The organism is Amycolatopsis sp. NPDC049868 (assembly GCF_044461365.1).
Classification (GTDB): domain Bacteria; phylum Actinomycetota; class Actinomycetes; order Mycobacteriales; family Pseudonocardiaceae; genus Amycolatopsis.
On sequence record NZ_JBITKV010000003.1, the window covers coordinates 563,593 to 588,937 of the forward strand.

Consider the following 25,345-nt stretch of genomic DNA (forward strand, 5'->3'; position numbering starts at 1 on the left):
GTGCGCCTGTCCATGATCGGACAGGTCTTGCGCGGGCGATGGCGGACCTTGGTGGTCCTCGCCGTGCTCGGCGCCCTGGTCGGCGCGGGATCGGCGGTGATCCTCTCGCCCGGCTACACCACGACGTCCAGCGTCCTGCTGCAGGGCCCGCGCGAGGCGGACGAACTGCTCACCCAGGCCGAGGTGGCGACCAGTTCGGTCGTGCTCGACCGGGCCGCCGCAGGGCTCGGCGACGGGATGACCGGTGCCGAGCTGCGGGACAAGGTGGCCACGTCGGTCGCACAGGGCAATGTCATCACCATCGAGACCACCGGCGACACCGCCGAACAGACGCAGCGGATGGCAGACCAGGTCGCGAGCGAGTTCGTGAAGTACTCGACGCAGATCATCGCCGGTTCCGGCGACGCCGCGGTGCAGCTGGCGCAGGAACGCCGCGAGACGCTGCGCCAGCAGGTCCAGCAGACGAACCAGCGCATCAGCGAACTCTCCGCGAAGGTCAACGAAGGCAAGACGACCGTCGAAAGCGTCCAGATCCGCACCGAACTGCAGGGCCTGCGTTCGTCGATCGAATCGGCGATGTCGAGTTTGAACGCGGCCGACACGGCCAGCGGCCTCGGCAACATGGTCGTCCTCGGCTCGGCCGAACTGCCTTCCTCGGCGGCGGCGCCGACGCTCCCGCAGCTCGCGCTCGGCGGCGCGGCGCTTTTCTTCCTCATCGGCCTGTTCGGTCACCTCTTCACCGCCCGCACCGACCGGCGGCTGCGGGACGAGGAGGAGATCGCCGCGGCGATCGGCGGTCCGGTGCTGGCCACCTTCGACGCCGTCGAGCAGGCTCCGGCCGGCACCACGTTGCGGGCCAAGCTCCTCCGTGACGACAGGCCGTGGAACATCCCGCGGATCGACGTCGCCGCCGACGAGATCGACTCCGACGTCCTGTACCGGCGCCTGGTCTCCCGGCTGCCGCACCGGCGCCTGCTCGTGGTCGCCGCCGACGGCGATCGCGCCGGGCAGGCGGCCGCCGAACGGCTCACCGTGCTCGCCGACCGGTGGTTCACCGTCGTGACGGTGTCCCCGGCGCGGCCCGTCGTCGCGGACACCGAGGCGGACGGGGTCCTCGTCGTGACGAGCCTCGGCTCCCGGTCCGCTTGGGAGCTGGTCGGGATCGCCGAAGCCGTCGCCGACGCCGGTCTCGCCATGGTGGGCACCGTGCTGGTCCGGCCGGTCCGGCCGACCCGTACCCGGCCCGGCACGCCTGCCCCGTCCGGCCACGAAGCACTGGCAGGTACCACGTGACCAGCGCCGAAAAAGCGAAATCCGAGCCGCTCATCGATCTGCAGCGGCTGGTCGTCTCGGTACGGAGACGGCGTCGGCTGTGGGTGGCCACCGCCCTGCTGGGGCTGATCGCCGGCGGGCTGGTCGCGATGCTCCTGCCGTCGCCGCCCACCGCGGTCGCGCAGATCCTCGTGATCCACCCCGACGACTCGCCGACCGACAGCGGAACGCTGATGCGGACCGACGTCGCCGTGCTCAAGACGACGAAGACCGCGGGCGAGGCGCTCAAGAAGCTGAACAGCACGCAGGCGCCGGAGGAGTTCCTCAAGGATTACGAGGGGCTCGGCCTGACGAACAACGTGCTCCAGCTGACGGTCAAGGGCAAGACCAACGACGAGGCGCTGGCCCGCGCGCAGGCGATCTCGGACGCCTTCATCGCCGAGTACATCGGCCGCAACCAGGCGGCCGCGGCGGCGCAGCAGAAGGCCCTGCTCGACCAGCGCAACCAGGCACAGAACGAGCTCACCCCGATCGAGGCGTCGATCGTCACCGAAGAGGCCAAGGGCCGCAACGCCAACCCCGCGCAGCTGGAGCGGCTGTACTCGCGCCGCGCGGAGCTGACGTCCAAGATCTCCGACTACGACGGCCGTGCGCAGGAGGCGGGTATCGGCACGCCGAAGGTCGCCGCGGGAACGCAGATCGTGGACGCGCCGCGGATCCTGCCGCGTTCGCTGCTGAAGACCCTCGCCACCGACGCCGGGATCGGCTTCGCGCTGGGCTTGCTCGCCGGGCTGGGGCTCGCGGCCATCACGAGCGTGGTGAAGGACCGGCCGGTGCTGCGCCGCGAGATCTCGCAGCACCTCGGCGCCTCCGTGATCGCCCAGCTGCCCAAGCCGCCCCGGTTCCTGCGCCGCTCGACCGCCGCGACCCGGCGGCAGCGGGTCGCGGCGACCCTCGTCCGCGCGGCCCGGCAGGAGGGCGGCTCGGTGTCGCTGCTCGACCTCGGCGCCCGCAAGGTCACCGCCGCGCTCGCCGTCGACATGGCGCGAGAGCTGGCCGGGAAGGGGCCGGTGTCGCTCGTCGACGACCTGCCGAAGACGAACCTCCGCGAGCTGGCCGGCGAAGGCCCGATCCGGGTACTCGACCGCGGCGACACTCCGATGACGGCGAAGGAACGGCGCATCGGCGTCGGCTCGGTCGAACCCGGCACGGCGTGGACCGACCTCGAATTCCTCGGCGCGGAAACGATCCTCGTCGTGCGCACCGGGCATGCGAACACCGAATGGCTGCACACCGTCGCCCGTCAGCTGGCGGACCGGCGGATCCCGATCATCGGCGTCGTCGTGGTCGACCCGGATCCGCGCGACCACACCGACGGGACGCTGTGGGACGGCCTGCACACCGCGTTGCGCGGTCGCGCCGGTGCCGTGCCGGAGCGCAAGGCCCCGCCGGAACGACTGACGCCGCGGCCGGTGGCGAAACCGGTCGAGATGTTCCCCGACGAGGACCTCCCGGTGCGGCGGCTCTCGCCGGTGGAGCCGCCTCGGGAGAAGAAGAGCGCGCGGCGGCGTCCGCCGACGCCGTACAAGCGGCCGGAAGAGCACGACAACGCCGATCAGCCGACCAAACGATTCTCGCCTGTGTCACCGGATAACGCCGAAGCCTTGTAGGGACGAATGGCGGAGCAGAGGTGCAACTCGATGAAGGGACGACACGCGTGAACCCGCCATGGCCGAAGGCCCCGCTGGCGCGGTGGCAGGGCGCCCTTTCCGCCAGACGTGACGTGAAACGCCGACCAGCGCCCTGCCGACGTCGGCCGCGGTCGCGGGTTCACCTCTAGAGAAGGGGAGCGAAAGTAGATGTGCGGCATCGCAGGGGCCTACTTCTGGCCGGACGGGGGACCGCTCACCGATCGGCTCACCAAGACGCTCGCGCACCGGGGCCCGGACGGCTCCGGCAGGTACGACCACGGAGAAGTCCATTTAGGACACCGACGCCTGTCGATCGTCGACCTGACCGAGACCGGCGCGCAGCCGATGGTCAAGGACGGGCTCGCGCTCACCTACAACGGCGAGCTGTACAACGCGCCGGAACTGCGGAAGGAGCTCGAAGCCACCGGCGTGCGCTTCCGCGGCACGTCCGACACCGAGGTCCTGCTGGAAGCCTGGCGGAAGTGGGGCACCGAGGGCCTGCACCGGCTCCGCGGCATGTTCGCGTTCGGCGTCTTCGACGAGCGTTCCGGCGAGCTGATGCTGGTCCGCGACCAGCTGGGCATCAAGCCGCTCTTCCTGGTGCGCCGCGGCAAGGGCGTCGTGTTCGCGTCCGAGCTGAAGGCGCTGGCCACCGAACTGGGCGGCTCGTTGACCGTCGACGACACCGCGCTCGTCGCTTCCCTGCTCTACTACTGGGTTCCGGACGGCCGCTGCGCGTTCCGCGAGGCCGAGAAGCTGCCGCCGGGCAGCTGGGCGCGGTTCCGGCCGAACGGTGACGTCGAGCGCGGCACCTTCTGGTCGCTGCGCCAGGTCGCCGAAGAAGGCGCGGCTTACGAGGGCGACTTCGACCTCAACGCCGTCATCGAAGACTCCACGCGCAAGCACCTGATCGCCGACGTGCCGGTCGCGACGTTCCTTTCCGGCGGGCTCGACTCCAGCTATCTGACCGCGCTCGCCGCGCGCGAGCGGCCGGGGATCTCCGCGTACACCATCGGTTTCCGGGCCGAGGACGCGAAGTTCGAGGCCATGCCGGACGACCTGATGTACGCGAAGAAGGTCGCCGCGAAGTTCGGCGTCGACCTGCACGAGATCGAGATCGCGCCGCAGGTGCTGGATCTGCTGCCGCGGATGACGTATCACCTCGACGAGCCGATCGGTGACCCGGCGGCGATCAACAGCTACCTGATCTGCACCGCCGCTCGCGAGGCCGGGGTCAAGGTGATGCTCTCGGGAATGGGTGCCGACGAGCTGTTCGCCGGATACCGCAAGCATCTCGCGAACAAGATCGCCGTTCAGTACCAGCGGGTTCCCGGTCTCGTGCGGCGGCCCGTCGAGTCCCTGGTGGACCGGCTGCCGGTGGCGACCTCGAAGCGCGGGTTCCGTTCGGTCCGGTTCGCCAAGCGGTTCCTCTCGTTCGCGGAGCTGCCGGAGGAGACCGCGTTCCGGCGCAGCTACACGATGTACGACCAGGCCGAACTCGCCGGTCTGCTGAACCCGGACCTCGCGGGCGCCGTCGACGACGTGCTCACCGAACACGCGGACACCTATCACGACAACACGTTGTCGGATTTCGTGAACCGGATGTGCCTCGCCGATTCGCGGCTCTTCCTGCCCGGGCTCAACCTCGCCTACACCGACCGGTCCAGCATGGCCGCCTCGACCGAGGTGCGGACGCCGTTCGTCGACATCGAGGTCGTGAAGGCCGCCTTCCGGATCCCCGGTGACAAGAAGATCGTCAAGCGCCAAGGGAAGATGGCGCTCAAGGAAGCGGCGCTGTCCATCCTCCCCGCCGAGATCGTGCACCGGCCGAAGGGCCTGTTCAGCGCGCCGCTGCGGGCTTGGATGAGCCGCGACCTCGCGCCACTGGTGCGCGAGGTGACGAACGAAGGCGAATTGGTGAAGGCCGGGTTCCTCCGTCGTGAGGCCCTTCAGAAGCTCGTCGACGAGGACGCGTCCGGGCAGCAGGACCGGTCCAAGCATCTCTGGCACATCTTGACCCTCGAGTACTGGTACCGCGGCGCCGTTTCGGCCCGATCCGCCTGATCGCTGAGGAGCGACGTGAAGCAGGTAGTGCAGAACTACAAGAGCGGGGAGCTGGCGCTCCTCGACGTCGAAGTGCCCGCGTGCAAACCGGGGGGTGTGCTGGTCCGCACCGCCTATTCGCTGATCTCCACCGGCACCGAGATGATGAAGGTGTCCGAGGCGAGCCTTTCGCTGGTGGGCAAGGCGAAGGCCCGGCCGGATCAGGTCGCGAAGGTGATGCAGAGCGTCGCGACGAACGGGCTCGGCGCCACCTACCGCAAGGCGATGAACAAACTCGACTCGTACACACCGCTGGGGTACTCGCTGTGCGGCGTGGTCGAGGAGGTCGGCGCGGGCATCGACGACGTCGCCGTGGGGGACTACGTGGCGTGCGCGGGGAACGAGCACGCGCTGCACGCGGAACTGAACTGGGTGCCCAAGAACCTGTACACCAAGGTGCCCGGCGGCGTCGACCCTCGGCACGCCGCGTTCGGCACGGTCGGCTCGATCGCGATGCAGGGTGTCCGCCAGGGCGAACCGCAGATCGGTGACATCGCGCTGGTCATCGGGCTCGGCCTGATCGGCCAGCTGGTCGTGCAGCTGCTGGTCGCCTCCGGGGTCCGCGTGGTCGGCGTCGACCCGGACCCGGAGCGGTGCGCGCTGGCCGAACAGCTCGGTGCCCTGAAATGCGGCGATCCGGCGTCCGGCGTCGTCGACACCGCGGTCGCGGAGCTCAGCTCCGGGCACGGCGTCGACCAGGTGTACCTCGCCGCGGGCGGCAGTACGAACGAGCCGGTGGAGCTGGCCGCGAAGCTGGCCCGCGACCGCGGCCGCGTGATCGACATCGGCAAATGCTCGCTGAACCTGCCGTGGAACGCCTACTACGAAAAGGAACTCGACGTCCGGTTCTCCCGTTCGTACGGCCCTGGCCGCTACGACCCGGAGTACGAACTCGAAGGCCGCGACTACCCGATCGGCCAGGTCCGCTGGACCGAGCGCCGCAACCTCGAATGCGTCATCGACCTGATGGGCAGCGGGCGGCTCGACGTCGAGCCGCTGATCTCGCACGTTTCGGATTTCTCCGACGCCGTCGAGACGTACCGGAAGCTCAACGAGGGCGAGCTCAAGGCCGTCGCGGTGCTGTTCGAGTACGAGAAACGCGCCGTCGCGGCCACCGAGCAGGTCGCCGAGGTCGCGATGCCGAAGACCGCGTCGGTACGGGCGGTGCCCAAGGGCGGCGGCGTGCGGGTCGCGTTCGTCGGCGCGGGCAACTACGCGTCCTCGATGCTCCTGCCGCATCTCGCGGAGATGGAGGACGTCGATCTCACCGAGGTCGTCACCACCTCCGCGCTCTCGGGCGCGAACGCCAAACGCAAGTTCGGCTTCGCCCGCGCCACCACCGATCTCGACACGATGCTCGAAGACTCCTCCATCGACGCCGTGTTCATCGTGACCAGGCACAGCTCGCACGCCGAGCTGACCAGGCGCGCGCTGCTCGCGGGGAAGGCCGTGTTCGTCGAGAAGCCGCTCGCGTTGTCGGAGAAGGAACTGGAGGTCGTGCTCGGCGCGATCGAGGAATCCGGCAACGACCGGCTGCAGGTCGGGTTCAACCGCCGGTTCGCCCCGCTGCTGAACGAGTCGGTGCTCCACTTCGGGCCGCGGATCGGCCCGGCCTCCGTGCGGTACCTGGTCAACGCCGGCCAGCTCGACGCGAACAGCTGGTACAACCAGGCCGACAGCGAGGGTTCGCGGTTCGCGGGCGAGGGCGGCCACTTCATCGACACGGTCAGCTGGCTGCTCGGCTCCGACCCGGTCTCCGTGTACGCCACCGCGACCCCCGGCCACCAGGACCTGCAGATCCTTCTGCGCTACCCGGACGGCTCGACCGCGTCGATCGCGTACACCACCAGTGGTTCGCCGTCGTTCCCCAAGGAGACGATCGACGTCACCGCCGACGGCAAGGTGCTGAAGTTCGACGACTTCGCGCGTGCGTCGGTGTTCGGCCGCAAGAAGTGGGCGAGCTCCCGCATCCCCAAGGGCCGCGACAAGGGCCAGGCCGCCGAGCTCGAAGCGTTCGTCAACGCGCTGACGACCGGCGTCTCGATGCCGGTGTCCGTCGAGTCGCTCGTTTCGACGACGCTGGCCACGCTCGCGGTCGGCCGCAGCCTCGAAACGGGTGCTCCGGTGCGGATCAACGCCAAGGAGGGGCTGGGCTGATGGATCCGTCCTGGTACCTGCGAAGACTGTCGAGGATGGGGCCCGCCGAGATCGCGGGCCGGGTCACCGACGTCGTGCGCAAACGCCAGTGGCGCGGGGTCGCGGGGGAGAAGGCGGTCTGGCTGCCGGACCGCCGGTTCGCGACGGTGCCCGGTGAGGACGTCCTCGCCGCCGTCTCGGGCGAAGCGGTGAAGGATCTGCTCGTCACCGCCGACCGGCTGATGGACGGGCGCGCCGAGTACTTCGGCGTCGAGCGGGACGACCTCGTCGACCCGGACTGGTCGTACGACCCGAAGACCGGGCGCCGCGCACCGTCCGATGTGTACTCCTTCGACATCCCGTACCGGAGCGAGGAGACCGTCGGCGACATCAAGCAGATCTGGGAGCCGTCGCGACACCAGCATCTCACCGTGCTGGCCGCCGCGTACGCCCTGACCGGTGAGGACCGGTACGCCGAACGCGTGGCCGCGCACCTCGCGTCGTGGTGGGCGGCCAACCCGCCGATGCGCGGGGTGCACTGGGTCAGCGGGATCGAACTGGGCATCCGGCTGCTGTCGTGGGTGTGGGTCCGGCGGCTGCTCGGCGGCTGGGGGCGGGCCCCGGCGCTGTTCGAGGACAACCCCGTGGCGCTCAACCAGATCTGGCACCACCAGCGCTGGCTGGCCGCGTTCCCGAGCCGGGGTTCGTCGGCGAACAACCACGTGATCGCGGAGGACGCCGGGCAGCTCGCCGCGGCCTGCGCGTTCGCCTGGTTCCCCGAGTCCGGTCAGTGGCGGGATTCGGCGCTGGCGTCGCTGGACAGGATGCTGCGGCACAACACCTTCGACTCCGGTCTGAACCGGGAACTCGCCACCGAGTACCACGGGCTCGTCCTGGAACTGGGGCTCGCCGGGGCACTGGAGGCGAAGGCCGCCGGGGTCTCGGTGCCCGAGTCGACCTGGCTCGTGCTGCTCCGGATGACCGACGCGCTCGCATCCATTGTGGACAATCGTTTACGGCCGCCTCGGCAAGGCGACGCGGACGACGGCTTCGGGCTGATCGTCGACGGTGACGAGACCAGCCGCTGGGCTTCGCTGCTCGACACCGGATCCGTCCTTTTCGGACGGTTGGACTGGTGGCCGGCGACGCCGGGCGGGGACGTCCGAACCCAGCTCTTCTCCGCGCTGGCCAAGGACATCCAGGTCGACGCCCGGCGTCCGGCACGGCGGCGGGACGACTTCGCCGACGCCGGGATGACCATCCTGCGCGACGGCGGGATCTGGTGCCGGTGTGACGGCGGGCCGCACGGTTTCCTGTCCATCGCCGCCCACGCGCACGCGGACGCGCTCTCGGTGGAGGTCCGGCACGACGGCGTCGACATTCTCGCCGACCCGGGGACCTACTGCTACCACGGTGAACCGAAGTGGCGGTCGTACTTCCGGTCCACGGCCGGGCACAACACGCTCGAACTCTCCCGCGCCGACCAGTCCGTCTCCGGCGGGCCGTTCCTGTGGACGAAACACGCGGTCACCACGGTGATCGCGGCGGGAACGCCGTCGCGCTGGAGCGCGGAACACGACGGCTACGCGCCGTCGGTGCACCGGCGTTCGGTGGAGCTCGATGGCACTGAGCTCAGGATCCTCGACGAGGTCCGGGGCGGCGAGGCGCAGCACTGCCGTCTCGCGTTCCATCTCGGACCCGCCGTCGAGGTCGCCTTGACCGGGAGCAGGGCCGTCCTGTCGTGGACGGTCGACGGCCAGGACAGGACGGCCACGTTCGAGCTCCCACCGGAGCTCACCTGGTCGGCGCATCGCGGCGAGACCGCGCCGCCGATGGGCTGGTACTCGGCAGGCTTCGGCCGCCGCGAGCCCGCGTGGACCCTGCTCGGTGGCGGAACCGCCGCCGACGGTGCCGCGTTCACCAGCGTGCTCACCTTCGAATCGGGTAACGAGGATCCACCATTGTGATCGCACGACCGCACCGCCTCCGCCGGGCAGCGCTTCTGGTGCTGCTCGGCTCGTTGACGCTCACCGCCTGCACGACCCCGGCCGACGAGCCGGGCCCGGATCCGGGCAAGCCGTCCGGGTCCGTCGCGCAGGTGTGCGACAAGCTGCCGGAGGGCCCGGCCGAAGCGCCGGCGGGGGCGGTGAAGATCGACCCCGCGGTGCCGGGTGATCTCGCCACGAAGACCCGCTCGAACCCGGCCGGGACGACGTTCTGGCTGGCACCGGGCACGCACAGACTCGGCGACGACCGCTACGACCAGGTCAGCCCGAAGCCGGGCAACGTCTACATCGGCGGTCCGAAGGCGATCCTCGACGGCCGGAAGATCAACCAGTACGCCTTCTCCGGCAACTCCGCCGACGTCAAGATCCGCAACCTGACCGTCCAGGGTTTCGCCGCGCCGCACGACGAAGGCGTGGTCAACCACGACTCGGCCGACGGATGGGTCATCGAGCAGAGCACCGTCCAGGACAACGACGGCGCGGCGCTGATGGCGGGCGCGCGGCAACAGGTCCGCGGGAACTGTCTGCGGCGCAACGGGCAATACGGGATGAACGCCTACGCGCAGAACAACAAGATCACCGGCCTCGTCGTCGAGGGCAACGAGATCACTGGCAACAACACCGGCGACTGGGAAGCCAAGATCGACGGCTGCGGCTGCTCCGGCGGGGTCAAGTTCTGGTCGGTCGACGGCGCCGACGTCACCGGCAACTGGGTGCACGACAACCGCGGCGTGGGCTTGTGGGCCGACACGAACAACAACGACTTCCGCATCGAGGCCAACGTCATCGAGAACAACGACGGTTCGGCGCTGATGTACGAGACCAGCTACAACGCCGTCATCGCCGGGAACACCATCCGCCGCAACAACTGGGTGGACGGCAAGCGCTACATCGATCGCGGCGACAGCTTCCCGGTGGCGTCGATCTACGTGTCCGAATCCGGCGGCGAGCCGAGGGTGAAGGCGCGGACGGAAAAACTGGAGATCTCCGGGAACACGTTCGAGAACAACTGGAACGGCGTCACCCTCTGGGAGAACTCCGACCGGTTCTGCAACAGCCCGGCCAACACCTCGTCCGGCTCCTGCACACGGCTGGTGCCGGAGCAGGCGAAATGCGCGCAGCCGGCGATCGCGGCGGGCGGCTTGAACGCCGACTGCCGGTGGAAGACCCAGCGCGTCGAGATCCACCACAACCGGTTCGTGCTCGATCCGGCCGTCGCGGGCTGCGAGGAGAGCTGCGCGCGGATGGCGATGCTCGCGAACTTCGGCACGTTCCCGGAGTGGTCGCCCTACCAGGGCGAGGTCGTCCAGCAGGCGATCACGTTCCACCAGGGCAACCGGTTCCACGACAATGTCTACTCCGGGCCGTGGAACTTCGTCGCGTTCGAGCCGAGCCGCGTGCTGGGCTTCGGTGAGTGGCAGGGCGCGCCGTACAAACAGGACCAGGGCAGCAAACTCACCCGTGCGGGAGGTGGCTGACATGCTCGAACCCGCGGTCCGCCCGGCGATTCGCAGCACCCCCAAGGCGGTCGGCATCGCCTGGACCTTGCTGATCGTCAACACGCTGGGCTCGACAGGGGCGAAGACGGTCATCCCGCTGCCGAGGTCGGTCAGCCAGCTGATCACCATGGGCGCGCTGGGCGCCGCGTTCGTGATCGCGCTCGCGCTGAACACCAGGCTGCGGATCAGGCCGAGCGCCTATCTCTTCCTGCTCACGGTGCTGCTGGTGCTGAGCGTGGTCGCGAGCCTGAACCTGGAAGGCGGCTTCGGCGCGCTGTTCCGCTGCTTCCGGTTCGCGCTGTTCATCAGCACCTTGTGGTTGCTGACCCGCTGGTGGAACGGCGGCCTCGACCTCGTCCGCACCCATATCCGGGCCTACGGCGTGGTGCTGGTGACGGTGGTGATCGGGCTCGCGCTGGGCCCGGGCAACGCGCTGCCGTTCGAATACGGCGGACGGCTCACCGGCACGCTGTGGCCGCTGACCCCGCCGCAGGTCGGCCAGTACGCGGCGATCGTCATCGGCCTCACGGTCCTGCTGTGGCTCGGCGGGAAACTGGAGCGGCGGAACGCGCTGGTCGTCATCGTGCCGTCGTTCGCGATCCTGCTCCTGACCCATACCCGCACCGCGATGCTCGGCCTGGTGGCCGGGACCGTGGTGGCGCTGATGTCGCAGTGGATGTCCAGTGCCCGCGCGCGCAAGGTGTTCACCGGGCTGGTCTTCTTCGGGGTGTTCTGCGTGGTGGCGCTGGGCGGGCTGCTGCAGACCTGGTTCCTGCGCGGCCAGTCCGAGGAGAACTTCTCCAGTCTCACCGGCCGCGCGAAGGTGTGGGACGCGCTGCTCGACGCGCCGCGGACGACGCTCGAGTACCTGTTCGGTGTCGGGCTGACCGACAAGTCCTACGACGGGCTCCCGATCGACAGCAGCTGGCTCGCCGTCTACCACGAGCAGGGCTACGTCGGGATCGCGATCGTCGCCGCGTTCCTGCTCGTGCTGGTCGTGGTCGCGGTGCTGCGGCCGCCGTCGCCAGCCAGGGCCTGCGCGATCTTCCTGATCACCTACTGTCTTTCCGCCTCCTACACCGAGGCGGGCCTCGGCGACGCGTCGCCGTACCTGCTGCACCTGGCCTTGGCCGCGTCGCTGCTGGTGCGAGACGACCCTGAGCTTCTCAAGGAGCCCGCGTGAAGATCCTCGTGATCCACAACCGGTACCGATCCGAGCAGCCGAGCGGTGAGAACAACGTCGTGGACCAGGAGACCGCGCTGCTGGCCGAGGCCGGGCACGAGGTGAGCCTGTTCGAGCGGCGCAGCGACGACATCGCGGAAATGTCGCTGCCGCGCAAGGCTGTCGTCCCGCTTCAGGTGCCGTGGAACCGGGCCGTGCGCGCGGAACTGGCCGGACGCCTCGCCGACGACCGGCCGGACGTGGTCCACATCCACAACACGTTCCCGCTGCTTTCGCCGTCCGTGCTGGCCGCCTGCGCGGACGCCGGGGTGCCGACGGTCGCGACCGTGCACAACTACACGCTGATCTGCCCGCCCGGCACGCTGTACCGCGAGGGCTACATCTGCACCGACTGCGTGGGACGCAAGCCGATCCCGGCGGTGCGGCACGGGTGCTACCGCGGTTCGGGGCTCGCCACCGTGCCGATGGCGGCGAGCATGATGCTGAACCGCAACCGCTGGTGGTCCGGCGTCTCGAAGTTCTTCTGCATCTCACGGGCGCAACGCGAGATCCTGATCGCCGCCGGAATGCCCGCCGACCGGCTCGCCGTGAAGTACAACTACGTCACCGACCCGGGCAAGAAGCGCAAGGGCGCGGGGGAGCATCTGCTGTTCCTCGGCCGGATCACCGAGGAAAAGGGCATCGGCCTGCTGATGAAGGCGTGGGATCGGCTCGTCGCGGCGGGCGGCCCGCTGCCGCCGCTGGTGATCGCCGGCACCGGCCCGATGCAGGACGAGGTCGCGCGCTGGGCCCACGGCCGCGACGACGTCCGCTACGTCGGCCTTCAGTCCAAAGTGGAGTGTCAAGAGCTGATCGTCCGCTCGAACGCCGTCATCGCCCCGTCGGAATGGCTGGAGGCGTTCGGGCTGGTCGTGGTCGAGGCGATGGCCGCCGGCGTCCCCACCGTCGCCGCGGCCCACGGCGCCTTCCGCGAACTCGTCGAGGACGGTGTCACCGGCCTGCTGTACGAACCCGGGAACCCCGAGTCGCTCGCGGCCCGCTTGCGGGAGGTCGTCGGCGACGCCGAACGGAACCAGGAGATGGGCTGGGCGGCGCGGCTGGTGTACGAACAGGAGTTCACGCCGAAAGTCGGTCTCGAACGGCTCGTCGGCGGCTACCAGGCGGCGATCGACGCGTGATCGCCGGTCCGCTCGCGGTCCCGCCGAGGGCGAGGATCCCACTCTGGACCCTGGGCGCCTTCGGCTTCGTCGTCGCCCTCGTCCTCGGCCTGCGCTACGCCGGGACCTCGCACACCGCCGGACTGGACGCCCTCGTGCTCCCCGTCGTCGACCGCGTCGAAGGCCCGCTCTGGTACCTGGCGACCGCCATCGACTTCGCGGGCGAACCGGTCGGCGCGGTCGTCGTGATCGCCCTGTTCGGCTGGCTGTGCCTGCGGCACCGGCGGCAGCGGATCGCGATCCTCATGGTGGCGGCGAGCGGGGTGACGGTGGCGCTGACCACGGGACTGAAACCTCTGGTCGGCAGGCTGATCCACGGCGAGTTCCTCTCGTATCCGAGTGGGCACATGGCTTTCGCGGTGACCGTCGCGACCGTCGTGGGGTTGCTGGTGATCGACGTCCGAGGGCTCGGGTCCGTCGGTGGGGCTCTGGTGCTGGTGGGGCTGGTCGCGTTCGCGGGGCTCGCGATGGGATGGGCCGAGGTGGCGCTGGGGGCGCACTATCCGACGGACACCTTCGGGGGGTTCGGGGTCGCTGTCGCGGTGGTGCCGGTGGTGGGGTGGGCGGTGGACCGGCTCACGCGGCCCGCCTGACATCCGGCCGAGGCCGGGCCCGAGCCGCCCGGAACGCGGCCCGCAGCTCGCGCTCGACCTGCGCCGGCTCGGTGCGCAGACGGGACGGCAGCGTCTGGAGCACGACGATCCCCGCGGTGACATAGCGGGCGTTGCGCGCGACAGTGGCGCGATGACCGTCGAGGTCGGCGTGGTGGCGGTAGGAATCGATCTCCCAGGCGAAGGCGCACTCGTCACACCAGAAGTCCGGGGTGGCGATGTAGTTCCCGTCCGCGTCGAAGATCGGGACGTTCCAGTGGCCCGGCGGGAGACCGGATCTTCGCCAGAGCCGCCAAGCGTCTGCCTCGGCCACGGATCTCGCTCCGGCGACGAGCGGGGTCAGGGCCCTTCGGGGTAGCGCGGTTCCGGTCCTGCCCGCTTGGTCCAGTTCGTGGGTGAGCATGTCGGTGGTGCAGAAGCGACGTTGGACGGACTCGGCCATCATCGCCTGGATCTCGTCCTCGTCGGTGAGTCTTCTGGCGGCGTCGATGACGGCTCGGGGGACGGGCGCGACGGGGAGATCGCCACGGAAATGGGGGCGAGGCAGGTGCCGGGTTCGTTCAACGTGGACGAATCCCGTCGTGGTGACTCGCCGATCGTGGGGTATCAGGATGTGCACGTCCCGTGGCGAGGGCAATCGCTCCAAACCGTGGCGGCGAAGTGCCCAGAGGCCAGTCAGGCTCGAACCTTCGCGCCCGTGGAGCAACGCGCCCTGGATCCGCTGTTCATCGGTGGGTTCTCCACTGTGGAGCAGCACGACCCCGGGCAACAGCCGTTGCCAAGGTCCGCCGGGACCGCATCGGCGCGTGATGGTCCGTTTCGGCACGCCGGCGGCTTCGAGCTCCGCCACGCGAAGGACTCGCGGGCCATCGGTCAGAAGGGGACTGTTCGTCCAGTTTCCTCGGTGCACTTGACCACCATGGACCTCGGCACCGACAAGAGCGCTCGAAAAGGTGCATGAACGGACCTGTCATGCCGAAATTCGGTCGAGTGGGGAAGATTTCGGCCGCTCAACGGCCGAAATCTTCCCCACTCGCGCCGACGCCCGAAGAGCTCAGCACTCGCCATCCCCAAAAGAACTACAAGCATCCTGCGAGTAAGGAGCCCCCTGCCACTCCGCCACCCCCACAGTCCGCGAAGTGTCATGAACGACGAACCGCCATTCACCCCAATAAGCGTTGTCATACCACCGGTTCTCCTGCCGGAACGTCACCGCGTCGGAAACGGAAGCACCCCGATAAGGCGACCAGTCCGGATAAGTCCCGAAGTTCGCCAAAAGCGCCATCCGCCCGCAATATCCTGAGCAGGAAGACCCGTGAGAGAACTTGTTGCCGTGGATCGAAACCCGCTGCGTCTTCCACCGGCAGTCGTCATACAGCGGACGCGACGAAATCCCGGGCGCGGAGCATGAAGAGACCGAAGGAACGAGAAGGGTGCAAGAGCCGGAGGACGTGTTCGCCGGGCTGTTGCAGAAGCGGTCCGCGTTCTCCCACAGCGTGATTCCGGACCAGTTGTCCTCGAAGACGTTGTCGACGATCTCCACCAGCGAGGTCCGGGCCCGCACCCGCGGCTCACCGCCGGATTCGGAGATGTACACGGTCCCGACCGGGAAATCGTCCCCGCGAGAAGCGAAAGCCCGGCCCTGCACGAGTGTGTTCCGCCGGAAGGTGTTCCCCCGCACCACGACGTTGTAGGAGATCTCGTAGAACAACGCCTCCGCCTCGTTGTCCTCGATCAGGTTGTCCTCGATGAGGAAGTCGTTGTTGTTCGTGTCCGCCCACAGGCCGGCGCCGTGGTTGTGGTGGACCCAGTTGCCGCGGATGTCGGCGCCGTCCACCGCCCAGAATTTCGCGCCGCCGCTGCAGCCGCAGCCGGGTTCCTTCGTCTCCCAGTCGTCGGTGTTGTTCCCGGTGATCTCGTTGTTCTCGACGAGCAGCCCGGTGATCCCGCCGCCGAAACGGTAGGCGTTGATGCCGTACTGCCCGTTGTTCCGCAGGCAGTTCCGGAGGATCTCCTGACGCGGTCCCGCCATCATCGCGGCGCCGCGGTTGTCCTCGATCGTGTTGCCCTCGATGGTCCAGTGTTCACCCGAGTCGTGGTTGACCACGCCCTGATCGCGCGGCGCCGCGAAACCGCGGATCGTGAGGCCGCGGATGACGACGTCGCGAGCCTGCTGGGTGAACGCGTAGCGGTTGACGCCGCGACCGTCCAGCACGGCACCGGGGGCGCCGAGATAGGCGTTGCCGTCCTTCGGGATGATCTGCCCGAACTCGTCCGGGCCCAGCGTGTGCTCGCCCTCGGTCAGCCAGAACGTCGTGCCGGCCGGGAGTTCGCGGGTCTTCGCGGAAAGGTCGGTTCCCGGGGAGACGACCACGGCACCGTCCGGTTTCCCCGGGCTCACCGGCCCCGCGGCGCAGGCCGCGACCGGAGCCGCCGGGGCCGGGACGACTCCTGTCGCGACTAGCAGCAGTACAACGAGGAACGCGGGCATACCGAAACGGTAAGCCAGTATGGACTGTCCCAGATGGACACTTACAGGTGAAGTTTCAGCAGGTCCCGGCCCCGCCGAACCCGCTGCAGGTGTCCTGCCGGTAGGGCTCTGCCTGCCATTGCGCCGCGGTCAGCCGCCGTGAGGCGTCGTGGGCGACGAACGTCCACGGCCCGTAGTACTGGTTGTCGTACCACCGGTTCTCCTGCCGGAAGGTGATCGCCTCCGAGATCACGGCACCCCGGTACGGCGACCAGGCCGGGAAGGTCCCGTAGTTCGAGAGCACCGCCATCCGCCCGCACAGGCCGAGGCAGCCTTCCATCGCCGAGTCGAACTCGAAGGTGTTCTCGTGCACCGAAACGCGCTGGGTCTTCCAGCGGCAGTCGCCGTACAGCGGCTCGGTCGCGATACCCGGATCGGAGCAGGCGGAGGTCGGGGAGACCAGCGCCGTACACGAGAGCGAGGAGGTGTTGGCCGGGCTGTTGCAGAACCGGTCGGCGTTCTCCCACAGCGTGATCCCCGACCAGTTGTCGGAGAACATGTTGCCCCGGATGTCGATCCGGCTGGTCCGGGCGGGCAGTCGCGGCTCGCCGCCGGACTCGCTGAGGTACACCGCCGCGACCGGGAAGCTGTCGCCCTTGGCGGCCCGTTTCCGTCCCTGCACCAGCGCGTTCCGGTTGAACGTGTTCCCGATCAGGTCCAGGTTGTAGGAGATCTCGTAGAACAGGCCCTCGGACGCGTTGTCCTCGATCAGGTTGTCCTGGATGAGGAAGTCGTTGTTGTTCGTGTCGGCCCAGAGCCCGACACCGTGGTTGTGGTGGACCCAGTTGCCGATGACGTCGGCGCCGTTCACGGCCCAGAACTTCGCCCCGCCGCTGCAACCGCAGCCCGGGATCTTCGTCTCCCAGTCGCCGGTGTTGTTCCCGGTGATCTCGTTGCCCTCGATCACCAGCCCGGTCAGCCCGCCGCCGAACCGGTAGGCGTTGATGCCGTACTGCCCGTTGTTCCGCAGGCAGTTCCCGATCACCCGCTGGCCGGATCCGGTCATCATCCCGGCGCCGTCGTTGTTCTCGATGACGTTGCCTTCGATGGTCCAGCGTTCGCCGGAGTCGTGGTTGACCACGCCTTGGTCGCGTTCGGCGACGAAGCCGCGGATGGTCAGCCCGCGGATCACCACGTCCTTGGCCGTCGTGGTGAAGGCCGCGCGGTTGATCCCACGTCCGTTGAGCACGGCGCCGGGCGCGCCGAGGTAGACGTTGCCGTCCTTGGGCATCACCTGGCCGAACTGGTCGGAACTCAGGGTGTGCTCGCCCGGTGACAGCCAGAACGTGGTCCCCGGCGGGCTGAACCGGGTCTTGTCGGTCAGATCGGTGCCCGGATCGACGACCTGGGCACCTTCCGGGGCGGAAGGGACGCCGACGGTCTTGCCGCACACCCCTCGAGTCGGCTCTTCGGACGCCACCGCCGTGTTCACTGTGTTCGCTACGGTGACCTGGAGCAGCAGTACGGACAACGCGGTGCAGAACACCCGCGCGCCGGTCGAGCGAGGTGTGATCCCTGAACTCATACCCTTCTCCGAAATACCGGTTTCACCGGACGGCCACCCAGCCACGGTGCCGGATCATCCGCGTCGAGCGCTTTGCGGTACACGAGGCAGGCCTGCGAGACCACTTCGACCGTCCGGTCGATGTCTTCTTCGGACAACGCGCTGCTGACCACGAACGACGGCCCGAGGACCCCGCCCGTGACCAGTTGCCGCAGGAACAACGTTCGGTAGTCCTGCGACGGGTTCTTCTCGGCGTCGAGCGTGGCGAAGACGAGGTTGCTCGCCCGGCCGCGTACGACGACGTGTTCCCCGACCCCGGCCGAGGCCGCGACTTCGCGGACCCCGGCGGCGAGCCGGTCGCCGAGCGCGTGCAGCCGCGCGGCGATGCCTTCTTCGGTGTAGGTCTCCATGACCGCGATCGCGGCGGCCAGCGAATGCGTCTCGGCGCCGTGCGTGGTGGACAGCAGGAAGACGCGGTCCTCGCCGGTGCGCAGCCCGCCGAGTTCCATCAGTTCGCGCTTGCCGGCCAGCGCCGAGACGGCGAACCCGTTGCCGAGGGCCTTGCCGAACGTCGAGAGATCCGGCGTGACACCGTAGAGCCCCTGTGCGCCCGCCTCGGACCAGCGGAAGCCGGTGATCATCTCGTCGAAGATCAGCACGCAGCCGTACCGGTCGGCGAGTTCCCGCAGGCCGACGAGGTAGCCGGCGGGCGGTTCGAGCTGGGTGGACGCCTCCAGGATCAGGCAGGCGACCCGGCCCGCGTTCTCCCGCAGCAGCCGCTCCGTCGCCGGGAGGTCGCCGTAGGGAAACGACACGGTGAGATCGGTGACCGCGTCCGGGATACCCGACGACATCGCCGTGGTGCCGATGAACCAGTCGTCGATGGAGAAGAACGCGTGGTCGCGGCAGATCGCCACGAGCGGCCTGCCGGTGGCCGCCCTGGCGAGTTTGACCGCGGCCGTGGTGGCGTCCGAGCCGTTCTTGGCGAACTTGACCATCTCGGCGGTCGGCACGGTTTCGAGGAATTTCGTCGCCGCCCGTTCCTCCACAATGGACGGACGGGCGAAGTTGGCGCCCCGGTCGATCTCCCGGTGGGCGGCTTCGCTCACCCTCGGGTGCACGTGCCCGAGGCTGACCGCGCGCAGCCCCGAGCCGTACTCGATGTATTCGTTCCCGTCGACGTCCCAGACGTGCGCGCCGAGCCCGTGCGAGATGACCGGTGCCAGGTTCTCCGGATACTGGTCGTCACCCTTGGCGTAGGTGTGCGCCCCGCCGGGGATCATCGCGTGGAGGCGCTCGTTGGCCCGCATGGATCGGGGAAGACGACGGGTCATGCTCTCACCTCGTGTTCTGTAGGACAGCGGAAAGAGGAAGGGCCTGGCGGTCCCGCTCCGACATGAGCGCCACCGGAAGCGGCCACGGGATCGCCAGTTCCGGGTCGTCGTGAGCGATCGCGACGTCCTCGGCGGGATCGTGCGCGCGGTCGATCCGGTAGGAGACGTCGGCGTACTCGGTGAGCGCCTGGAACCCGTGCGCGCAACCGGCCGGGATGTACAGCGACACCTGGGTCTCCCCGGACAGTTCGAACGTCTCCTTGCCGAGGTACGTCGGCGAATCCGGCCTCAGGTCGACGACGACGTCGAAGACGGCGCCCCACGAGCACCGGACCAGCTTCGCCTCACCGAGCCCCGAACGGAGGTGCATCCCGCGCAGCACTCCCTTGCGGGAGCGGGAAACACTGTCCTGGAGGAAGCCGTTCGGGTCGATCCCGGCCGACCGGACGACGTCGGCGTCGAAGGTGCGGCTGAAGAAGCCGCGTTCGTCGGCGTGCGGAGTCGGCTCGAACAGGTACGCGCCCGCGATGGCGGGCACCGGAATCACCTTCATCGGACTCCCATCGGCAGGAAGGCGGCCGACAGCGCGGCGAACTGTTCGTCCAGCAGCCGGGCCTGCTCCGCGCTTCGTTTCGCGACGATCTCGGTCAGTTCACCCGCCCTGGATTCGAGTTCGGCGAACTGGCGCACCAGCGCGTCGAAGTCGATCTCCTTGGCGGACTGGCAGAACTCGCCGAGTCCCAGCGTGGTCATGAGTACCTCGTTCTTGCGGGCGTACCCGATGGACAACGTCGGTTTCGCGAGCTTCAGCGCGCACAGGACGTTGTGGTACCGGGTGGCGACGACGGTCTCGACCGCCGACATCGCCCGCATCACCTCGTCCAAAGTGGCCGTGTCGGCGGCGGCGATCAGCGGGGATTCCAGTTCCCGCATGATCTCGTCGACGACCTGCGCGTCGGCCCGATCGCCGATGAACAACCGCACCGGGCGGCCGTCGGCGACCAGCCGCGCCACGAACCTCGTCATCTTGTCCACATAGGACTCATAGATCTCGGCGGCGCGGTGCCGGTCGTCGTTCCCGCCGTGGTACGCCATCACCCCGACCCCGACGGATCGGGGCAGCACCGGTTCCGAAGGCGCGGACAGGGCGAAGGCGAGATCGGGGTAGACGCGGTCGTTCGTGACGTCGACGCCCATCGTGCGCATCGCGTCCCGTGACGGCTCGTCCCGGTAGGACCGGAACGCCGCGAGCCGCGCGGCCCAGCCGATGACGGAGCGGGTGGCCCGGTGCGTGCTCACGCTGGCGCCGACGCTCACCAGCGCCACCTTGGTGCCGACCAGACGGCCGGATACCGAAAGCAGCAGCAGGGCGTACGGGAAACCCCAGGGACGCAAGGGAAGGGTCGATTCGAGGACACCCATCCCCGGCACGATCACCACGTCCTGCCGCCGCACCCAAGCCGCCGTGCGGAAGAGGTCGACGAGTTTCCCGAAGCCCTTCAAGCCAATGGACAACGGCCCCGAGGCTGTCCGGTACTCGCCCTCGTACCAGTTCAACGCGGTCGTTTCGAGTCCGTAGCGCGACGCGACGATTTCCGGGCCGCCGCACATCACGCTGAGCGCGGCGCCCGGATGTTCCGTGCGCAAATACCCGAGAACCGCCTCGAAGGAACCGTCGTTGCCGAGGTTCCCCGATCCGAGGAGCCCGAACAGCCCGATTCTCGCGGGCGGGGTCAAGGGACTCGTCCCTCCTGGCCGGCGACGACTGAGGCCACGGACACCTCACGTGGGCCGAGTTCGGCCTCGGCCTGGACCGGCATCCGTCCCATGGCCGGATTCCCCGCCCGGTTCAGCAGCCATTGCCGCAGGTAGCGGAAGCATTCGCGCTTCTCCGCGCCGGAGATCGGCGCGTTGCGGATCGCCTTGACGTAGCCGAGCACGTACTCGCCGAGCAGCCGGACCATCGGGTGGCGCAGCTTGTCGGCCCGTTTCGGGTCGAGGTTGGTGGCCCGCCTGCGCACGGTCGGGTGCTCGTGCTCGGAGCGGCCGGGGTGGTCGCGCCGGAAGTACAGCCAGTCGGGCACCTGGTGGAACGGGCCGTGCAGGGCCAGCTCCGAGATGATCGTGCGGTCCGCGTGGTGGTAGCTGTCGAGCGGCGCGACGCGGCGCAGCACCTCGGTGCGGATGACCGCGCCGTCGTCGTCCCCGCCGGGCGCGAACAGTGTGCTGCGGAAGCGTTCCGCGGCGTGCGGCGAGACCGTGTTGAGCGGGTACTCCAGTGCCTGCGTGACGACGGCCTTCTCGTCGATCATCGCCGTCCACGAGTGCGAGAGGACGAACTCGGGATACTCGTCGAGCGCCTCGATACAGCGCTCCAGCAGGTCACGGGCGTAGAGGTCGTCGTCGGACGCCCACTTGAACAGCTCGCCGCGGGCGACGTCGACGCAGTAGTTGTGGTTGGGCGCGCAGCCGATGTTGACCGGCTGGCGCACATACCGGACACGGGAGTCCAGCTTCGCGTACTCGCGGCTGATCTCTTCGGTGCGGTCCGTGGACGCGTTGTCCGAGATGATCAGCTCGAAGTTCTCGTAGCTTTGGCCGAGGAGTGCGTCCAGCGATTCGGCGAGGTAGTCCTCGCCGTTGTAGACCGGGAGCCCGATGCTCAGCCGAGGAGCGGTGCTCATGACGTCCTCATTTCTTCCTTCTCCGAAGTCAAATGCTCTTTGAGCGCGGCGAGCAGCTGAAGCCACCACACCGCCGACCCGCTGGTGATCGCCAAAGCGACCCCCCAAGCGGATCCGGACGCCCCGGCCAAGAAGGCGCCTATGAGCCCGAAACCGACGTAGCCGGCCGAGTTGATCAGCTGGGCGCGAAGGCTCCTTTTCGCAGCGCCGAGCGCACGCAATCCGGCGGCCGCCCCGGTGTTGAAACCCGCCGCGGCGATACCGATGGTCACCGGGAGGATCAGTTCCGAAGCGGGATCCCACACGTCGCCGAGGACGAACCGGCCGGCGTCGTGGGGTACCAGAAGCAAGGCGAGACCCCAGAGCAGGGCCGCGGCCGCCTGGCCCGCGCCGAGCACGGCGCAGAAGTGGCGGAGGCGATGCGGGGCCCGTTGGAGCACCCGCGCGCTTTCGGCCACCGTGACCAGGGAAAGTCCCATCAGGAGGGCGAAGAACGGTCCGAGGAGCAGTTCGGCCCCGCGAACCGCGCCGACGCTCGCCAGCCCGGCGATCGCGCCGAGACCGTACATCCGCAGCTGCGACGAGCCGCTGTTGCTGACGTTCTCGATCAGGTAGCGGGTGCCGAGGTCGCGGTGGTGCTTGAGCCAGTAGAGCGTGCCGCGCGGATCCGGCCGGACCCCGGCCTGCAGGCAGCCGTAGCCGGCGGCTACCGCTCCGGACAGCCCCCACGCCAGGATGAAGGCGACGACCGTGTCGAACCACTGGTGCGCGATGAACAGCGCCGGGACCAGCGCGACACCCCAGACGACGTCGTTGAGGAACGCCTTCTTCCCGTGCCCCGCGGCGAAGAAGGCGAACCGCCAGGCGTCCTGCAGCAGCAACGTCGGGATGACGAAGCCGAGTGCGACGAACGCGCCGCCGACGGGGCCACCCACCACGAGACCGGCGACCACACTGACGGCACCGGCGACGACACCCACGGAGAGCGCCGTCCCGGTCGCCTTGGCGGTCGCCGTCCGCCAGGTCTCGGTGGGCACCCCGGAGAACCGCACCATCAGCGGATCCGTCGTCAGCCCGCGCGAAAGGTTGAGCACCACGCCGTAGCTGACCCAAGCGAGGCTGAACATGCCGAAGGCGAACGTGCCGAGTGAACGCGCCACGAACAAGCCGACCACGAAGTTGGTGATGCTGGAGACGGCCTGGTCGCCGAGGCCCCAGCTGAGCCGTCCGGCCATGGCCCGGATGGCTTGGGAACGCAGAAGTGATCGCATGGCTAATCCTTGAGCAATCCGGCGTCGTGCAGCGCCTCGGCGGCGGCGACGACGGAATCGAACGGCAGCCCGGACCGCTCGGCGACGTCGAGCAGGCTGTGCTCGCCGTCCGAGAGGTTGAGCACCCAGAGCATGGCCATCTGGGCTTGTTTGGCGTCGCTTCGGCCGCCGAGCGAGTCGTACAGCCCGCGCTTGCCGAGTTGCGGCTCGCCGAAGGGGCTGAGGTTGACGTAGCTGCGGTTGCGGTCGAGGACGGCGAAGGTGTCCTTCAAGGTCTGAAGGGTTTCCTCCATGGCCTCCGTGGAAACGAAATCGAGGTTGTCGGCCGAGGTGTGGTACTCGGGATAGCCCGCGTACGGCGTCCTCGTCAGCGAGCCGACGCCGAGGTTGAAGCCGGGGGAGCAGAACTGGCGCTCGTCGTAGCCGTACGGCGAGAAGTCCACGATCTTGTGCGCGCGATCGGCCAGGACATACGCGAGCACACGGTCGATTTCGGCGTCGCCCCGGCGGCTTCGCTTGTAGGTCAACGATCCCGGATCACCGGCGCAGGCCAGCACGAGCCCCGCCTTGATCCGGCCGACGCGGTCGTTGTTGCGCGCGAGCCAGGTGATGGCGCCGATCGTGCCCGGCATGAACAGGAACCGGTAGGTGTAGTGGGGCTTTTCGAGCGTCCGCGCGAACGCGGCGGCGATCGCGATCCCGGCGACGTTGTCGTTCGCCAGCGACGGATGGCAGGTGTGGCAGGAGATGATCACCTCGTCGGTGACCTCGCCCGGTACGACGTGCTCGGCGTAGGTGAGGCTCCCGTCGGCCAGCGTGGAGTCGATGCGGACCTCGTACTCGCCGTCCGGCATCGCGTCGAGGGTCTCCTGCGACAGGCAGAAACCCCAGGTCGGCGCGTAGTAGCTGGTCCGGTACGGCACCCAGGACGGCTGGTCGGGCAGGGTGTGCAGGTGCTCGCGCAGCTCGCTGAGCGGCATCGTCCGCGACACCGGGACGCTGTAGCCGACGACGTGCAGGTTCGACTCACCGAAGTCGACCACGCGGCGGCCGGAGGCGTCCTTGATGTACGCGTCGCGGATGTTCCATTCCCGCGGCACCGTCCAGTCCAGTACCCGGGTGCCGGTGGGGACCTCGTGGATCTCCAGCGGGACGTGCTCGCCGACGATCTCCAGCGTGCGGCGGACGCCGTCGCCGGTGATGCTGCGGCACAGTGGATACAGGCGCTCGACCAGCCTTCGCAGGTCGGCGCCCGTCTCCAGGTCCCGGTGGCTCGTCACCGTCGTCGCAGCGTTTCGTCGAGTTCGCCGGCGGCGGTGCGGTCCTGCAGCCGCGCGAGCCGGGTGAACAGGCGCTGGAAACCGTGTTCGGTGAGGCCGTGGGTCTTGTAGGCCTCGATCAGTTCGAGCGCGCCGTCCTTGACCGACCAGTCGCAGTCGAAGCCGGGGATCGCCGCCCGGAACCGGGAGAAGTCGACCCGGTACGAACGCGGGTCCGCACCCGCCTCGCCGGTGATCCGCAGCGTCGAGCCGGGAACGGCCTCGACGACCTCCTCGGCGATCTCGGCGACGGTCACGTTGTTGCGTTCGGTGCCGATGTTGAACGCCTTGCCGTGCACGGCCTCCTTCGGTGCGACCAAGGCCGCGGCGAAGGCCCGCGCGATGTCCTTGGCGTGCACCAGCGGCCGCCACGGCGTGCCGTCGGAGAGCACCAGCACCTCGCCGGAGAGGTACGCGTGCGCGGTCAGGTTGTTGAGCACGATGTCGCCGCGCAGCCGGGGCGAGAACCCGAAAGCGGTGGCGTTGCGCATGTACACCGGGCTGAAGTCGTCGTCGGCGAGCTCCTGGACGTCGTCCTCCACCCGCACCTTCGACTCGGCGTACGGCGTCACCGGGCGCAGCGGCGCGTCCTCGTCGACCAGGCCGTCGCCGCCCGAAGCGCCGTAGACCGAGCACGTCGAGGCGTAGAGGTACCGCTTGACCCCGGCGTCCTTCGCCAGCTTCGCGAGCTTGACCGAAGCGTGGTGGTTGATGTCGTAGGTCAGCTCCGGCGCCAGCGAACCGAGCGGGTCGTTGGACAGCGCGCCGAGGTGGATCACCGCGTCCACACCGGCCACGTGCTCGGCCGTGACGTCACGAAGGTCGACCTCGAAGCCCTCGGGGTCTTCGGGCTTCGGGCCCAGGACGCAGGTGTCGTAGAGACCGGAGTCGAGGCCGATCACCTCGTGACCTTCGGCGGCCAGCACCGGGGCCATCACCGTGCCCAGGTAGCCCTTGTGCCCGGTCAGCAGCACACGCATGGCTT

20 protein-coding genes are annotated in these 25,345 nt (G+C 68.9%); 10 read left to right on the forward strand and 10 right to left on the reverse strand.

Features of this window, described 5'->3' with window-relative positions:
* The first annotated feature begins 12 nt into the window (after window positions 1-12).
* The 9 genes from ACIBTM_RS16215 to ACIBTM_RS16255 all read left to right on the forward strand — a co-directional run bounded on the left by ACIBTM_RS16215 (window position 13) and on the right by ACIBTM_RS16255 (window position 13,700).
* Complete coding sequence (locus tag ACIBTM_RS16215; protein ID WP_395877349.1) at window positions 13-1,293, forward strand: exopolysaccharide biosynthesis protein; 1,281 nt, start codon at window positions 13-15, stop codon at window positions 1,291-1,293.
* The gene (locus ACIBTM_RS16220; protein WP_395877351.1) at window positions 1,290-2,942 is read left to right on the forward strand and encodes a Wzz/FepE/Etk N-terminal domain-containing protein; all 1,653 of its coding nucleotides are present in this window, start codon (window positions 1,290-1,292) and stop codon (window positions 2,940-2,942) included. Before ACIBTM_RS16215 ends, ACIBTM_RS16220 begins: the two co-directional genes overlap by 4 nt.
* Window positions 2,943-3,131: 189 nt before the next feature.
* Complete coding sequence (gene asnB, locus ACIBTM_RS16225) at window positions 3,132-5,027, forward strand: asparagine synthase (glutamine-hydrolyzing) (protein WP_395877353.1); 1,896 nt, start codon at window positions 3,132-3,134, stop codon at window positions 5,025-5,027.
* Between the two features lie 15 nt (window positions 5,028-5,042).
* The gene (locus tag ACIBTM_RS16230) at window positions 5,043-7,223 is read left to right on the forward strand and encodes a bi-domain-containing oxidoreductase (RefSeq protein ID WP_395877355.1); all 2,181 of its coding nucleotides are present in this window, start codon (window positions 5,043-5,045) and stop codon (window positions 7,221-7,223) included.
* Window positions 7,223-9,169, forward strand: a complete 1,947-nt coding sequence (locus tag ACIBTM_RS16235; RefSeq protein ID WP_395877357.1) for an alginate lyase family protein — start codon at window positions 7,223-7,225, stop codon at window positions 9,167-9,169. Before ACIBTM_RS16230 ends, ACIBTM_RS16235 begins: the two co-directional genes overlap by 1 nt.
* Window positions 9,166-10,686 (forward strand): right-handed parallel beta-helix repeat-containing protein, encoded by a 1,521-nt coding sequence (locus tag ACIBTM_RS16240; protein WP_395877359.1) that lies wholly within the window; start codon window positions 9,166-9,168, stop codon window positions 10,684-10,686. Before ACIBTM_RS16235 ends, ACIBTM_RS16240 begins: the two co-directional genes overlap by 4 nt.
* A gap of 1 nt (window position 10,687) precedes the next feature.
* Window positions 10,688-11,890: an O-antigen ligase family protein gene (locus ACIBTM_RS16245; RefSeq protein ID WP_395877361.1), complete on the forward strand. Its 1,203-nt coding sequence runs from the start codon at window positions 10,688-10,690 to the stop codon at window positions 11,888-11,890.
* Window positions 11,887-13,068, forward strand: coding sequence for a glycosyltransferase family 4 protein (locus ACIBTM_RS16250; RefSeq protein WP_395877363.1), 1,182 nt, complete (start codon window positions 11,887-11,889; stop codon window positions 13,066-13,068). Before ACIBTM_RS16245 ends, ACIBTM_RS16250 begins: the two co-directional genes overlap by 4 nt.
* Window positions 13,065-13,700, forward strand: a complete 636-nt coding sequence (locus ACIBTM_RS16255; protein WP_395877365.1) for a phosphatase PAP2 family protein — start codon at window positions 13,065-13,067, stop codon at window positions 13,698-13,700. The genes ACIBTM_RS16250 and ACIBTM_RS16255 overlap by 4 nt, the downstream gene beginning before the upstream one ends.
* Here the strand turns inward: ACIBTM_RS16255 and ACIBTM_RS16260 are convergent.
* The gene (locus ACIBTM_RS16260) at window positions 13,684-14,031 is read right to left on the reverse strand and encodes a hypothetical protein (RefSeq protein WP_395877367.1); all 348 of its coding nucleotides are present in this window, start codon (window positions 14,029-14,031) and stop codon (window positions 13,684-13,686) included. The genes ACIBTM_RS16255 and ACIBTM_RS16260 overlap by 17 nt on opposite strands.
* Window positions 14,032-14,109: 78 nt before the next feature.
* Here ACIBTM_RS16260 and ACIBTM_RS16265 point away from each other — a divergent pair, with 78 nt between their 5' ends.
* A complete protein-coding gene (locus ACIBTM_RS16265) occupies window positions 14,110-14,679 on the forward strand; it encodes a hypothetical protein (protein WP_395877369.1) in 570 nt (189 codons plus the stop codon).
* A 93-nt stretch (window positions 14,680-14,772) separates the two neighbouring features.
* Here ACIBTM_RS16265 and ACIBTM_RS16270 read toward each other — a convergent pair whose 3' ends face one another.
* From ACIBTM_RS16270 to ACIBTM_RS16310, 9 genes are read right to left on the reverse strand one after another with little or no spacing between them, the layout of a single operon-like run.
* Entirely contained in the window at window positions 14,773-16,209 is a 1,437-nt protein-coding gene (locus ACIBTM_RS16270) for a right-handed parallel beta-helix repeat-containing protein (RefSeq protein ID WP_395877371.1), read from the reverse strand.
* Between the two features lie 55 nt (window positions 16,210-16,264).
* Window positions 16,265-17,773, reverse strand: a complete 1,509-nt coding sequence (locus ACIBTM_RS16275; protein ID WP_395877373.1) for a right-handed parallel beta-helix repeat-containing protein — start codon at window positions 17,771-17,773, stop codon at window positions 16,265-16,267.
* Complete coding sequence (locus ACIBTM_RS16280; RefSeq protein WP_395877375.1) at window positions 17,770-19,086, reverse strand: glutamate-1-semialdehyde 2,1-aminomutase; 1,317 nt, start codon at window positions 19,084-19,086, stop codon at window positions 17,770-17,772. Before ACIBTM_RS16280 ends, ACIBTM_RS16275 begins: the two co-directional genes overlap by 4 nt.
* Before the next feature lie 4 nt (window positions 19,087-19,090).
* On the reverse strand, window positions 19,091-19,639 hold the full coding sequence (locus ACIBTM_RS16285) for a dTDP-4-dehydrorhamnose 3,5-epimerase family protein (RefSeq protein ID WP_395877377.1): 549 nt from the start codon (window positions 19,637-19,639) through the stop codon (window positions 19,091-19,093).
* Entirely contained in the window at window positions 19,636-20,823 is a 1,188-nt protein-coding gene (locus ACIBTM_RS16290; RefSeq protein WP_395877379.1) for a polysaccharide pyruvyl transferase family protein, read from the reverse strand. Before ACIBTM_RS16290 ends, ACIBTM_RS16285 begins: the two co-directional genes overlap by 4 nt.
* On the reverse strand, window positions 20,820-21,770 hold the full coding sequence (locus ACIBTM_RS16295) for a glycosyltransferase family 2 protein (protein WP_395877381.1): 951 nt from the start codon (window positions 21,768-21,770) through the stop codon (window positions 20,820-20,822). Before ACIBTM_RS16295 ends, ACIBTM_RS16290 begins: the two co-directional genes overlap by 4 nt.
* Window positions 21,767-23,041 (reverse strand): hypothetical protein, encoded by a 1,275-nt coding sequence (locus tag ACIBTM_RS16300; RefSeq protein WP_395877383.1) that lies wholly within the window; start codon window positions 23,039-23,041, stop codon window positions 21,767-21,769. The genes ACIBTM_RS16295 and ACIBTM_RS16300 overlap by 4 nt, the downstream gene beginning before the upstream one ends.
* A gap of 2 nt (window positions 23,042-23,043) precedes the next feature.
* Window positions 23,044-24,321 (reverse strand): DUF4910 domain-containing protein, encoded by a 1,278-nt coding sequence (locus ACIBTM_RS16305; RefSeq protein WP_395877385.1) that lies wholly within the window; start codon window positions 24,319-24,321, stop codon window positions 23,044-23,046.
* On the reverse strand, window positions 24,318-25,340 hold the full coding sequence (locus tag ACIBTM_RS16310) for an NAD-dependent epimerase/dehydratase family protein (RefSeq protein ID WP_395877387.1): 1,023 nt from the start codon (window positions 25,338-25,340) through the stop codon (window positions 24,318-24,320). The genes ACIBTM_RS16305 and ACIBTM_RS16310 overlap by 4 nt, the downstream gene beginning before the upstream one ends.
* Between the last annotated feature and the right edge of the window lie 5 nt (window positions 25,341-25,345).